The 12,711-nt window shown below is 62.2% G+C and carries 9 protein-coding genes; 2 read left to right on the top strand and 7 right to left on the bottom strand.

Annotated elements, in window-relative coordinates; genetic code table 11:
• Window positions 1-252: 252 nt before the first annotated feature.
• A complete protein-coding gene (locus ACQRBV_RS18460; protein ID WP_060756710.1) occupies window positions 253-756 on the top strand; it encodes a peptidylprolyl isomerase in 504 nt (167 codons plus the stop codon).
• A complete protein-coding gene (lpxH, locus tag ACQRBV_RS18455) occupies window positions 753-1,502 on the top strand; it encodes a UDP-2,3-diacylglucosamine diphosphatase (protein WP_411985658.1) in 750 nt (249 codons plus the stop codon). Before ACQRBV_RS18460 ends, lpxH begins: the two co-directional genes overlap by 4 nt.
• Before the next feature lie 91 nt (window positions 1,503-1,593).
• Here lpxH and ACQRBV_RS18450 read toward each other — a convergent pair whose 3' ends face one another.
• The 7 genes from ACQRBV_RS18450 to ACQRBV_RS18420 all read right to left on the bottom strand — a co-directional run bounded on the left by ACQRBV_RS18450 (window position 1,594) and on the right by ACQRBV_RS18420 (window position 12,588).
• Window positions 1,594-3,123, bottom strand: coding sequence for a DHA2 family efflux MFS transporter permease subunit (locus ACQRBV_RS18450; protein WP_060756712.1), 1,530 nt, complete (start codon window positions 3,121-3,123; stop codon window positions 1,594-1,596).
• Entirely contained in the window at window positions 3,123-4,322 is a 1,200-nt protein-coding gene (locus ACQRBV_RS18445) for an efflux RND transporter periplasmic adaptor subunit (RefSeq protein ID WP_060756713.1), read from the bottom strand. The genes ACQRBV_RS18450 and ACQRBV_RS18445 overlap by 1 nt, the downstream gene beginning before the upstream one ends.
• A gap of 15 nt (window positions 4,323-4,337) precedes the next feature.
• Window positions 4,338-5,789, bottom strand: coding sequence for an efflux transporter outer membrane subunit (locus ACQRBV_RS18440; RefSeq protein WP_244699574.1), 1,452 nt, complete (start codon window positions 5,787-5,789; stop codon window positions 4,338-4,340).
• On the bottom strand, window positions 5,786-6,259 hold the full coding sequence (locus ACQRBV_RS18435; RefSeq protein WP_060756715.1) for a MarR family winged helix-turn-helix transcriptional regulator: 474 nt from the start codon (window positions 6,257-6,259) through the stop codon (window positions 5,786-5,788). Before ACQRBV_RS18435 ends, ACQRBV_RS18440 begins: the two co-directional genes overlap by 4 nt.
• 224 nt (window positions 6,260-6,483) lie before the next feature.
• Window positions 6,484-10,155: a translocation/assembly module TamB domain-containing protein gene (locus ACQRBV_RS18430; RefSeq protein ID WP_411985657.1), complete on the bottom strand. Its 3,672-nt coding sequence runs from the start codon at window positions 10,153-10,155 to the stop codon at window positions 6,484-6,486.
• Window positions 10,155-11,882: an autotransporter assembly complex protein TamA gene (locus ACQRBV_RS18425; RefSeq protein ID WP_411985656.1), complete on the bottom strand. Its 1,728-nt coding sequence runs from the start codon at window positions 11,880-11,882 to the stop codon at window positions 10,155-10,157. The genes ACQRBV_RS18430 and ACQRBV_RS18425 overlap by 1 nt, the downstream gene beginning before the upstream one ends.
• A gap of 64 nt (window positions 11,883-11,946) precedes the next feature.
• Window positions 11,947-12,588 carry a GNAT family N-acetyltransferase gene (locus tag ACQRBV_RS18420; RefSeq protein ID WP_411985655.1) on the bottom strand — a complete coding sequence of 214 codons (642 nt, stop codon included), beginning with the start codon at window positions 12,586-12,588 and terminating at the stop codon, window positions 11,947-11,949.
• Window positions 12,589-12,711 lie beyond the last annotated feature (123 nt).

Here is a 12,711-nt window from a genome sequence, read left to right as displayed (position 1 = left end):
TTGAACAGACAGGTACGTGGCCGGTGGGGGCCAGATAAAACAAAGCCGTTATCATAGCTGATGCTGTCAAGCCGCTGACAGGGTACGACCGAAAACTGCAGCTTTAATTGCTGTTTTAATGACGGACGCGGTAAAAAACCACCTCGAAATTCCTGCCAGGCACGCTAAACTGCGCGCCTTGGCTGCCATTGAGCCAAACCGGTCACGGCGCCCAGGCGTCCAACCCACGAATTCCTTGAAAGAGACACGACCATGACCCAAGTCAAACTGACCACCAACCACGGTGACATCGTCATCGAGCTGAACGCCGAGAAAGCGCCGATCACCGTCGCCAACTTCATCGAATACGTTAAGGCCGGCCACTACGAAAACACGGTGTTCCACCGTGTGATCGGTAACTTCATGATCCAGGGCGGTGGTTTCGAACCCGGCATGAAAGAAAAGAAAGACAAGCGCCCAAGCATCCAGAACGAAGCGGACAACGGCCTTTCCAACGACAAGTACACCGTCGCCATGGCCCGTACCATGGAGCCGCATTCGGCCTCCGCGCAGTTTTTCATCAACGTGGCCGACAACGCTTTCCTGAACCACAGCGGCAAGAACGTGCAGGGTTGGGGTTACGCGGTATTCGGTAAAGTCACCGAAGGCACCGCCGTTGTCGACAAGATCAAAAGCGTGCAGACCACCGGTAAAGCCGGTCACCAGGACGTACCGGTAGAAGACGTGATCGTCGAGAAAGCCGAGATCGTTGGGTGATATTACTGATTTCAGATTTGCATCTGGAAGAGGAACGCCCGGACATTACCCGGGCGTTTCTGGATCTGCTCCAAGGCCGCGCCCGTGGCGCCCAGGCGTTGTACATTCTGGGGGACTTCTTTGAAGCCTGGATTGGCGACGACGGCATGACCCCCTTCCAGCGCTCCATCTGCGAGGCTCTGCGTGAGCTGAGCGACAGCGGCACCCCGATTTTCCTCATGCACGGCAATCGCGACTTCCTGATCGGCAAGCGGTTCTGCAAAGCGGCAGGCGCCACCTTGCTCAAGGACCCGAGTGTCGTGCAGTTCTACGGCGAGCCGGTGCTCTTGATGCACGGCGATAGCCTCTGCACCCGCGACGTCGGCTATATGAAGCTGCGGCGCATCCTGCGTAACCCGATTGTGCTGTTTATCCTGCGCCACCTGCCCCTGGGCACCCGGCACAAGCTGGCGCGCAAGCTGCGCAGCGAAAGCCGTGCGCAGACGCGCATGAAGGCCAACGACATTGTCGATGTCACCCCCGAAGAAGTGCCGCGCATCATGCAGCAGTTCGGCGTACGCACCCTGGTCCACGGCCATACCCACCGCCCCGCCATTCATAAACTGCAGATCGGCGACCAGGCGGCCAAGCGCATTGTGCTGGGGGATTGGGATAAGCAAGGGTGGGCATTGCAGGTGGATGAGCAAGGCTTTCAGTTGGCGGCGTTTGATTTCATCAATACGCAGTTGGCGCTGCCTGGCGCCTGAACCCCAGACATCACTGTTCCAATGTGAACAAAGATTCAAATGTGGGAGGAGGCTTGCTCCCTCCCACATTTGGACCGCGTGTACCCCGGGATCAGTGGCCGGAAGCCGCAGGCCCCGCTTTGGCGGTGAACGGCGGCTTGGCCAGCCACACCAGCAGCATCAACGCCATGAACATCCAGCCCAGCAACGTGAAGTAATCCACGGTGGACATCATGTACGCCTGGCTGGTGAGGATCTGGTCCAGCTGGGTGTAAGCCTTCTGCCCTGCCCCGCCCAACGCATTCAGGGCGTCACGGGTGGCCGAGTCATAGGTGGTCATGTTCTCGCTCATATACGCATGGTGCTGGTCGGCCCGGCGAATCCAGATCCAGGTGGTCAGCGATGCCGCGAAGCTACCGCCCAGGGTACGCAGGAACGTCGCCAGCCCGGCGCCGTCGGCAATCTGGTGCGGCGGCAGGTCGGACATCAGGATGCTCAAGGTCGGCATAAAGAACAGCGCCACGCCGATACCCATGAACAACTGCACCAGGGCAACGTGCTGGAAGTCCACTTCATTGGTGAAACCGGCGCGCATGAAGCAACTCAAGCCGATCGCCAGGAACGCCAGGCCCGCCAGCAGGCGCAGGTCGAACTTGTGCGCGTACTTGCCCACGAAGGGCGACATCAGCACCGGCAAAATCCCGATTGGCGCCACCGCCAGGCCGGCCCAGGTGGCGGTGTAGCCCATCTGGGTCTGCAACCATTGCGGCAGGATCAGGTTGATGCCGAAGAAACCCGCGTAGCCCAGGATCAACACGATGGTGCCGATACGGAAGTTGCGGTAGGCGAACAACCGCAGGTTGACCACCGGGTGCTTGTCGGTCATTTCCCAGATCACGAACACCGCCAGGGCAATCGCCGAGATCACGGCGCCCATGATGATGAAGTTGGATTCGAACCAGTCCAGGTCGTTGCCCTTGTCGAGGATGATCTGCAAGGCGCCCACGCCGACGATCAGGCTCAACAGCCCGACGTAGTCCATCGGCTGATAGCTGGTGACCACCGGGCGGTTCTTCAACTGCGCACGCACCACCATCACCGCAAAGATGCCGATGGGCACGTTGATGAAGAAGATCCACGGCCAGCTGTAGCTGTCGGTGATCCAGCCGCCGAGGATAGGCCCGGCGATCGGCGCCACCACCGTGACCATCGCCAGCAACGCCAGGGCCATCCCCCGTCTCGCCGGCGGATACACCGCGATCAGCAACGTCTGGGTCATCGGGTACAGCGGCCCCGCCACCAAGCCTTGCAGCACGCGAAAACCGATCAGCTCGGGCATCGAGGTGGATACACCACACATAAACGACGCCAGCACAAACAGGATGGTCGCCCATAAAAACAGCTTCACCTCACCGAAGCGCCGGCTCAACCAGCCGGTGAGCGGCAAGGCAATCGCGTTGCTCACCGCAAACGAGGTAATGACCCAGGTGCCCTGCTCCGAACTCACGCCGAGGTTGCCGGAAATGGTCGGCAACGCCACGTTGGCGATGGTGGTGTCGAGCACCTGCATAAAGGTCGCCAGCGACAGGCCAATAGTGGCCATCACCAGGCTGGGTGGCGTGAAGGAGGCGTTATTGCTCATCAGCGTTGCACAGCCTTGGGTGCGGCGATGCTGTTGTCATGGATCAACTGGGTGATCATGGCGTCGGCTTCGGCCAGTTGGCGGTCATACACATTGGTGGTGAACGAGGCCTTTTGCGGCGCCTGTTGCGCCAGCACCGGGCCGCTCTGGTCGTGCAGGTCCACATTGACCAGGGTACTCAAGCCGACCCGCAGCGGGTTTTTGGCCAACTCGTCGGCGTTGATGTGGATGCGCACCGGTACCCGCTGGACGATCTTGATCCAGTTACCAGTGGCGTTCTGCGCCGGCAGCAGGGCAAATGCGCTGCCGGTGCCGGCGCCGAGGCTGTCGACGGTACCGCTGAATTTCACGTCGCTGCCGTAGATGTCCGCTTCGATGTCCACCGGCTGGCCGATGCGCATGTTGCGCAGCTGGGTTTCCTTGAAGTTGGCGTCGATCCACAGCTGGTCGAGCGGGATCACGGCCATCAAGGCGGTACCCGGCTGTACGCGCTGGCCCAGTTGCACGGTGCGCTTGGCCACGTAACCGGTGACCGGCGCAATCAAGGTGCTGCGGGCGTTGGTCAGGTAGGCCTGGCGCAGTTGCGCGGCGGCGGCTTGTACGTCGGGGTGCGAACTGATCACGGTGTCATCCACCAGCGCGTTGCTGGTCTTGAGTTGCTGCTCAAGGTTGGTCAGGGCGTTCTTCGCGGCGGTCAGGCTGTCACGGGCGTGGGACAGTTCTTCCTGGGAGATCGCGCCGCCCTGGGCCAGGGTTTTACGGCGGTTGTAGTTATCCTGGGCGGTCTGCACATCGGCTTTCTGCGCATTGACCTGCGCTTTCATACCATCGACGTTGCTGTACAAGCCGCGCACCTGGCGCACGGTGCGCGCCAGGTTGGCCTGGGCACTTTGCAGGCCGACGGCGGCGTCATTCGGGTCGAAGTTGACCAGCACCTGGCCTTCGTGGACCAGGTCGCCATCGTCGGCACCGATGCTGACCACAGTGCCGGTGACCAACGGAGTGATTTCCACCACGTTGCCGTTCACATAGGCGTCGTCGGTACTTTCGCTGAAGCGGCCGTAGAACTCATACCAGCCCCACACGCCCACGGCGCCGAGGATGACGATCAGCGCCAGGAGCAGCAGCATCACCTTGCGTTTGCGCGGGTTGCTGTCGTTGGTGGGTTCGTTTGCGTTGTTGCTGTCGGCAGTGGCCATGACAAATACCTCCAATTATTCCGTGCGTGTGGCTGGGGTGGTTGCGGCCACGTTATTGGCGTTGAACCCGCCACCCAGGGCCTGCATCAATTGAATCGACAAATCGATCTGTGCCGCATTCAGGGTCGCCAGCTGGCGCTGGGCCTGCAGCAATTGCTGCTCGATGCTGAGCACGTCCAGGTAGCTACCGATCCCGGAGCTGTAGCGCTGCATACCGGTATCAAAGGACTGCCTGGCAATGTCCGCAGCGTGTTGCTGGGCCTGGATCTGCCGTCCGGTGTCGCGTAGCTGGGACAGGGTGGTGCCGATATCGCCCAAGGCCTGCACCAGGGTTTTGTTGTACTGGGCAACGGCCAGGTCGTAATCGGCGTCGCGGGCATCCAGGTCGGCACGCAGGCGCCCGCCATCGAAGATCGGCAACGAGATCGTCGGCGCAATGCTGAAGAACCGGCTGGCCGAGCCGAACATCGCATCCCCCAGCAACGACTCGGCCCCGGCGCTCGCGCTCAGGTTGAGGTTGGGGTAAAAGCGGGTTTTGCTCGCGTCGATATTTTTGCTTGCAGCCTCGACACGCCAGCGCGCGGCGATCAGGTCCGGGCGACGGCCCAGCAGCTCGGCCGGCAGCACGGACGGCACGGCCACGGCGCTGGCTTTCAATACGTTCGGGCGGGCCAGTTCGTTGCCACGATCGGGCCCTTTGCCGAGCAATACCGCCAGAGCGATCTTGGCGCTCTGCAGTTGTTTTTCCGCATCGATCAGTTGCGATTCGGAGCTGGCTTCCAGGCTTTCGGTCTGTTGGAACTGATACTCACTGTCGATGCCCGAACTCAGGCGGCGCTTGCTCAGGTCGAGCATCTGGCGCGTGCGCTTGAGGTCTTCATTGGCCAGGTCACGCACGATATGCGCCTGGCCCAGGTCGCTGTAAGCCTTGGCCACGTTGGCGGCCAGGGTCAGGCGCGCGGCCTGCTGGTCGACTTCGGCGGCACGGGCCTGGCCCAACGCGGCTTCCCAGGCGGCGCGCTGGCCACCCCAGAGATCGAAGTTGTAGTTGAAGCCGGCACTGATGTTACGCACCGTGGCGTAGGCATCGCCCTGCCCTCGCGGGTCCTGGTCCTTGGCCAACCGCGAGCGGCTGATACCGGCGCTGGCATCCAGGGTCGGCATGCGTGCGGCGTCGGCGGCAAAGGCAGCCGCTTGGGCCTGGTGCGCACGGGCGCTGGCCACTTGCATGTCCGGGCTGTTTTGCAGGGCCTCGCGAATCAGGCCATCGAGTTGCGGGTCGCCCAGGCTTTTCCACCAATCGGCGGTCGGCCAGGCGGCCGTCGACAGGGTCACGCCACTGAGGGATTTGCCGGTTTGCAGGGTGTTGGCGTCGAGGCGTTTGCCTTGAGTGTCGAGGCCGCTGTAGTTGGCGCAACCGGCCAGGGTCATCGCCACCAGCAGCAGGCTGAGTGTGCGCGTGTTCATTGATCACCTACCCGCTGGATGACGATGGCGTCACCCGCAGCTATCAGGATTTTCTTGAGGATGCGTTCCAGGGTTTGCAACTCGCCAGGCTCCAGGGCTCCGGCCAGTTCGTTCATCGACTGGGCGCCGATGTACGGCAACATGTCCGCCAGGCGCTGACCGTCCTCGGTAAGCACCAGTTGCACCTGGCGCCGGTCGTGCTCGGAACGCTTGCGCGCGAGCAGGCCCTTCTGTTCCAGACGGTCGAGCATCCGGGTCATGGAGCCGCTGTCCAGGGACAGGTTGCGGCACAGCTCGGCCGGGGTGTCGACGTCGAATTGGGCAATGATGATCAACACCTTGAACTGCGCGGCGGTCACACCGTGGGGTTCCATATGGGTGTCGATGATGCGGTCTTTGAGCAGTGCGGCTCGGCCCAGCAGGAGGCCGAGGTGGCAGTTGCGGAAACTGTCAGGGGTGAAGTGGGCCATCGGAAGTCACCTTATTACTGCCTAGGCAGTGAATGTATGACAAGATGTTACTGCTTAGGCAGCGAATGTCAAATGGAATTATTAGCTTGCTTGCTAATGTGCGAGGGGGCTTGCTCCCGATAGCGGTATTTCAGCCAGCTTGTCTGTGACTGATACACCGCTATCGGGAGCAAGCCCCCTCCCACAATCAAGCCTCCCCGCACTATTTTTTGTGCGAGTGAGACCTAGAAATCCCGCTTGTAGAAAATATCCAGCGAACTGGCTACGCCACTGGCCACTTCCAGATACACCTTCTTGCTGAGCAGATAGCGCAGCGCAATGGTATTGGCCGGCTCGAACACCCCAACCCCATAACGCAGGCTGAGGTTCTCGGTGATCTTGCCGCTGGCCACTACCGCCGTGGTGTTACCGCTGCCCTGGGTGTCGAGTTCGAAGTCCTGGATACCCAGGTTCTTGGCGATGTCCGAAGTCACCCCGGCACTGCCCATCAACCCCAGGCCCAATGCGGCTTGGGCGAGCATGTTGTTGTCTTCGCCGGTGGTGCTCAGCGGACGCCCCAGCACCAGGTAGGACAGCGCCTGCTCCTGGCTCATGGCCGGCTCCGAGAAGATCTGCGTGGTCGGCTGTTCGGCGCTGCCGCTCAGACGGATACCGGCAGTGACATCGCCGGTCTTGCGCACGGCTTCGATGTCCAGATACGGCTGGTCGAGCGGCCCGGCAAACAACAGCCGGGCACGCCGCACATCGAGTTTTTGCCCGTAGGCGCGGTAGCGACCGTCGTTGAGCCACAGCTCGCCGCGGGTGTCCATGTTGTCGCCGATATGCACCTGGCCCTGCACCTTGGCGGTCAGGCCGAAGCCTGCGAAGTTGAGCTGGTCTTCGCCCACCACCACGTCGATATCCATGGCCATCGCCATCGGCGGCTTGCCCTCCTCGGTCTGGCTGCCGACGATGATCGTGTCATCCGAGACCTTGACGGTCGACGGCGGCAGTTCACGCACGGTGATATCGCCGCGCGGGATGTGCACCTTGCCGGCAATGGCCAGCTTGTCGCCCTTGAGGCTGATCTTCAGGTCGGGCGCCACTTCCAGCACGGCGTAAGGCTCCACCGTCACCGGCAGTTGCGAACCTTGCAGGCTGAGGTCGACCGCCAGGGCCTGGCCCCAACCGATCTGGCCCTTGAGGCTGCCCTGCCCGGCCTTGCCACTGCGCCAGCCACCATTGAGCTGCACATTCTCACCGGCGATCAGCGCCTGTACATTCAGGCCCTCCAGGCTCACCGGCAATTGCGGCCCGGAAATCTCGCCGCCCACCAGGTTCACGCTGCCGTTGACCTGCGGCGCGAGCAGGCCACCGGAGATGCGGCCGCTGCCATTGAGCTTGCCGTTGAGTTTTTCCACCATCGGCACAAAGGGCCGCGCCACGGCGAGGTCCAGGCCGGTCAGGCTGAAATTGCCGGTCATCGGCTTGTTCTTCGGCAACGGATTGATCTGCGCCTGCACCAGCAGCTCTCCGAGCCTGCCGCCGCGGAAGTTGAGTTGGGTGTCGATGCGGTCAGGTTTGAGGGTACTTTCCAGCTTCAGGGTCTCGTAGGGAAAGTCCAGCCACTGGGCCTTGTCCTTGACGCGCAAGGTGCCGCCACTGGCGTCCACTGCGACCACGCCCTTGGGGCCGCTGGCGGGCAGGTCGAGCTGCAGGTCGGCGTTGAGCTTGCCCTGCCAGGCAAAGTCTTTGGGCAAGAAGGCCGCCAGGCTGTCGATGGGGAATTGCTTGAGGTGGTAGCGCAATTTGGGTTCGGGCATCAGACGCTGATCCTCACCACACAGGCTGGCCGCACCGGACACCCAACAATGTGCAGCGAAGGTCAGCTTGCCGTCCGCCAGCCGCTCGATCTTCGCCGGGGCCTGCAGGTTCCAGTCCTGGCCACCGGCTTGTACCTCGCCACTGGCCAGGCGCCCGCGCCAGTTGCCCTTGTCGAGATTGCCGTCCAGGGCCAGAGCCAGCTTGACCAGCGGGCCGGCCAGGTCCAACTGGACTTTCTGGCTCTTGATGTCGCCCTGGGCGCTGGCAGTCAGGGTGCCGACCTGGGTTTCGCCGGCCTGAATGCCGCTACCCTTGAGGTCGAGCCTGGCGCGCTGGGCGCTGTCGAGCGTGGCGTCGAGGCTCAGGCTCTGCAGGCGATTATCGGCGAATGCCAATTGCTGGCCTTTGAGATCAAGCTTGCCTTGCGGCGCCTTCAGGCTGCCGGCGACATCCACCCGGCCATTGATCTGCCCGCGCAGCTGTGGCCACAACTGGGCCAGACGCGCCAGCTTGATATCGATCTGCCCTGCCAGACGCTGCTGCAAGCTGCCACTGCCGTTGATGCGATTGTCGCCCAGGCGGATATCCAGGTTGGCCAGGGTCCATTGCTCGCCCGCCCCTTCGGCCTTGGCGGCCAGTACGGCGGTTTGCCCACGCAGACGGCCCTTGAGGTCGAGGTCGGCGTTGAGCTTGAGCTGTTCATTCTTGAACTCACCCTTGCTGCGCAGTGGGCCGGCCAGGGTGCCCGGCAATTCGGCGACCCAATACGCCGGGTTCAGCGCCGACAGGTCCAACGCGGTGTCCCAGGCGATGCCGTCGGCAAATTGCAGGTTCAGGTGGCCCTCGGCCTTGCCTTGGCCGGCGCTCAGTTTCAACTCCGGCAGGAAGACCTGCTTGAGGTCGCCACTGAACGGCGTTACCACATTGAATTTGCCGGCCGGGCCGTCGAGGTCGGCCTTGAGGTTGCCGAGGTAGTTGCCGTCTTTGTAGGAGACTTCACCATTAAAGGTACGCAATACCACCTGCGGTTCGTCGATCAGTGGGTAGAGGCGATGCCAGGGGAAATCCCGCCAGTCGATCCTGGCGTCGGCGCTGAAGCCTTGTTGCCAGTCCAGGTTGGCGTTGAGCTTGAGGCTTTGCTGGTCGCCGGCAGTCAAGTCGAGCCCGGCGATCTGCGCGCCCTTGGCGTCGACCTTGCCTTGCAGCAGCAAGTCCACCGGCCCTTTTTCCGCCGGCAACAGCGCTTTGCCCAGCAGTTGGTAACCGTTGTGCAAATCACCTTGGGCGGTGAGGTCCAGTTGATTGAGTTGCAGGGTGTCGGGCAGGTCGGCGCTGGCTTTGAAGCCATCGGCGGTGAGATGCAGTTGCGCGGGAAGGTTCTCCACCAGGGGCTGCAGTTCGCCGCTGAGCTTGGCCGGCAGGTAGCCGCTGCTGTCGGCGTCGAGCTTGAGGGTCTTGAGCAAGTCGCCATCGACCTTGAGGGCCACCTTCCACGGCGCGCCGCCCGGGGCATAGGGCAAGCTCAAGTTGCCGGTGGCGGTCAGCGGCCAATCGCCCACAGGTTGCAACAGGCCATTGAGGTCCAGCACCAGCCCATCGCGTTGCAGGTGCACCGAGTCGATCTGCAGACCCGCCGCCGTCCAGTGCGCGGCCAATTGCAGGCCCTTGAGCTCTTCGCTGCCATTGAACACCAGGCTACCGACGCGAACTTCGCCCAACTGGATGGCAACCGGCAATTTCAACTCAGGCAATTGGATCGGCCCGCTGCTCTCTTCCGTGCTGGGCGCAAAGTGCAGGTTGACCTGCTCCACGTCCAACTGATTGATGCACACCGTCATGCGCAACAGGCAGGCCGGTGACCAATCGAATTTCGGCGCATCAAGCTCGACGCGGCTGGTGCCCTGCTGCCAAAGGAGGTGATCGGCGCTCCATTGGCCACCTAAATGCCCCTGGAAGTTCTCGACGCTCAAACCCGGCACCTGGCCCAATGCCCAACGGCTGCCCGCCTGGCTGCCAAGCAGCGCCCATAACCCCACAAACACTAAAGCGAGGAGCGCCACCACGGCCAGCCCCGCTATTTTCAAACCACGCATCACAGCTCAGGCCCCATGGAAAAGTGCAATCGAATGCCGCCCGGATCTTCGAGGGCATGGGCCAGGTCGAGGCGGATCGGCCCCACCGGCGAGACCCAGCGGATACCCACACCGACACCGGTTTTCAGGCTGGGCATGTCCAGGGTGTTGAACGAGTTGCCCTGGTCGATAAAGGTCGCGATCCGCCATTTCTCGGCGATGGAGTATTGATACTCGGCGCTCAGGGCCACCATGTAGCGGCCGCCGATACGGTCACCACGGTCGTTCTCCGGCGACAGGGTCTGGTACTCGTAGCCGCGTACGCTCTGGTCACCCCCGGCAAAGAAGCGCAGCGAGGGCGGCACGGATTTGTAGCCATTGGTGGCACTGCCGCCGAACTGTGCACGGCCCAGGAAGCGATGGTTGTCCCACAGCGTGGTCAGGCCCTTGATGGTCGCCGTGCCGTAAAGCAGGTTGGTGTCGGAACCGAGCCCTTCCTTGGCGACCTTGGTGTCGAACATCAAGCGGTAGCCGTTGTGCGGGTCGATACGGTTGTCGCTGCGCAGGTAGGAATAACTGATCCCCGGCATCACCAGGTTACTCAAGCCGGAATCATTGCCCAGGCGATATTCTTCACGCTGGTACTTGAGCGAGATGATCCGGGTCCAGCCACTGGGCAACTTGCTGTGCCATTCGGGACCGACCGTGAGCAATTTACTCAAGGTGTCGGTGCCGGCGAGTTCTTCGTTCTGGTAGCCGCCGGCAAAGCGCAGCTTGTCGGTCAGCGGCGGGTCCAGCGGCACGTCGTACCACAGCCCGACGTTCTGGCGCGGCGCCGATAACTCGGCTTCCCAGCCGTAGCTATGGCCTTGGGGGTTGACCCAGTGGCGGGTCCAGTTGGCCTTGCCGCGCGGGCCGACGTCGGTCGAGTAGCCCAGGCCCAGGCCCATGGTGCGCGGCTTGCGGGTTTCCAACTGCACCGCCACCGGGATCACATCGTCGGTGGCGGCAGCGGGTGCGGCGTCCACGCGCACGCCTTCGAAGAACCCGCTCGCTTGCAGGTTCTGATTGAGTTCGGCGATCAATTCGGAATCGTAGGGGGTGCCGCTTTTGAACGGCACCATGCGTTGCAGCAGGTCGGCATCGAACGGCGTGTCGCCGGTGAAGTTGACCTTGCCCATGGTGTAGCGCTTGCCACTGTCATAAATGAGTTCGATATCGGCCACGCCCGCCTTGGGGTCCACCGACAGCTTCTGGCTGATAAAACGCCCGCTGAAAAAGCCGTAGCGTGACGCCTGGTTCTGGATCAGACGCTTGGCGTCTTCATAATGGCCGTGGTTGAGCACGGCGCCGGGCTTGAGGTCGTCACCGGCCGGCACGCGAAACGCCTTGAGGCTCGCCGCCTGGCCGTCGACCCGAATGGTCACGTTGCGCAAATGCACCGGTTCGCCGGGGTCGATGGTGAGGATCAGGCGCGGGTTTTTGCCGCCCTGTACATCACTGGCGATCTGCGGCTGATAGAAACCCAGAGCCTGCGCCGCTTTGCGCGCCTGCTCCTCGGCGCCACGGCTGAACCGCAGCAACGCTTCTTCATCACGATCGCCGACCCCGCCGATATAGCCTTCGATGTTGGCTTTCAACGCGTCGTTGGAGGGTTTGACACGCACGTCCAATTCGCTTTGCGCCAAAGCGCCGCAGCTTGTGAACAGCAGAACCAAGCCGCTGGTAAATCTTCCTGGAAACTTCATAGGCGCGGATGCTACACGAGCTAGGGAGACTGTTTGAACTCGGAATTGTCTGAATAATTCTGTCTTAACCCGTTGCAGCATGTAACGCCTGGGGATTGGGGTGAAAAAACACGTGCTCCAGGATCGGCCCTACGGCGACCTCACCGATTTCCTCATAGCCTTGGCGTTTGTAGAACTCCAGGTAGCGGGAGTTGCCGGTGTCGACCACCACGCCCGACGAGTGTGGGTCTTCGGCACACCAGTTGTGCACCGCTTCCAGCAGTTGCTCGCCGTAGTGCTTGCCCTGGAATTGCGGGTGAATGCCCAACAGCGGCAGCACATGCACCGCGTCCCCCGGCAGGCACGCCAGCACCGCGTGATGGTATTCCAGGTAACGCCGCGTACCGCGCACGCCGGTGCTCAGCCACATGCGCAATTGCCAGGCCCAGCTCTCGGTGATCCCCAGGCGCCGTTGCGGTGGCGCGATCAAGGCAATGCCGATCAAGCGATCATTTACCAATAGGCCGATGGCCGGCAACTTCTGGAAGAAATGCTGCTTGACCAACTCGCGCACCGTGGCCCGCACGCGCTGCTCGTAGCCCGGACGCTCGGCTTCGAAGATATAGGCGAAGGTCGGCTCATGACGATAGGCCTGGTACAGCAATGAGCGCGCTTCGCGGGAATATCCGCTGTCGAGCAGGTGAATCTGGGCAGTGGTGTCGGGCATACGTTCAATCTCCCTGGGCGCCATTGAAAGGTGGCGTTCTTATGGGTACGAACTTGTACGGCGCGAGTCGTTCCCAGACATTAGCAGTGCATCCACCCTACCGCCACGCTGGCCCCCGTCGGA

Source organism: Pseudomonas sp. R11F (assembly GCF_050312575.1).
Lineage (GTDB): Bacteria > Pseudomonadota > Gammaproteobacteria > Pseudomonadales > Pseudomonadaceae > Aquipseudomonas > Aquipseudomonas palleroniana.
The sequence above is the reverse complement of the archived record's forward strand: the minus strand, read 5'-3'. Positions and strand labels throughout refer to the sequence as shown.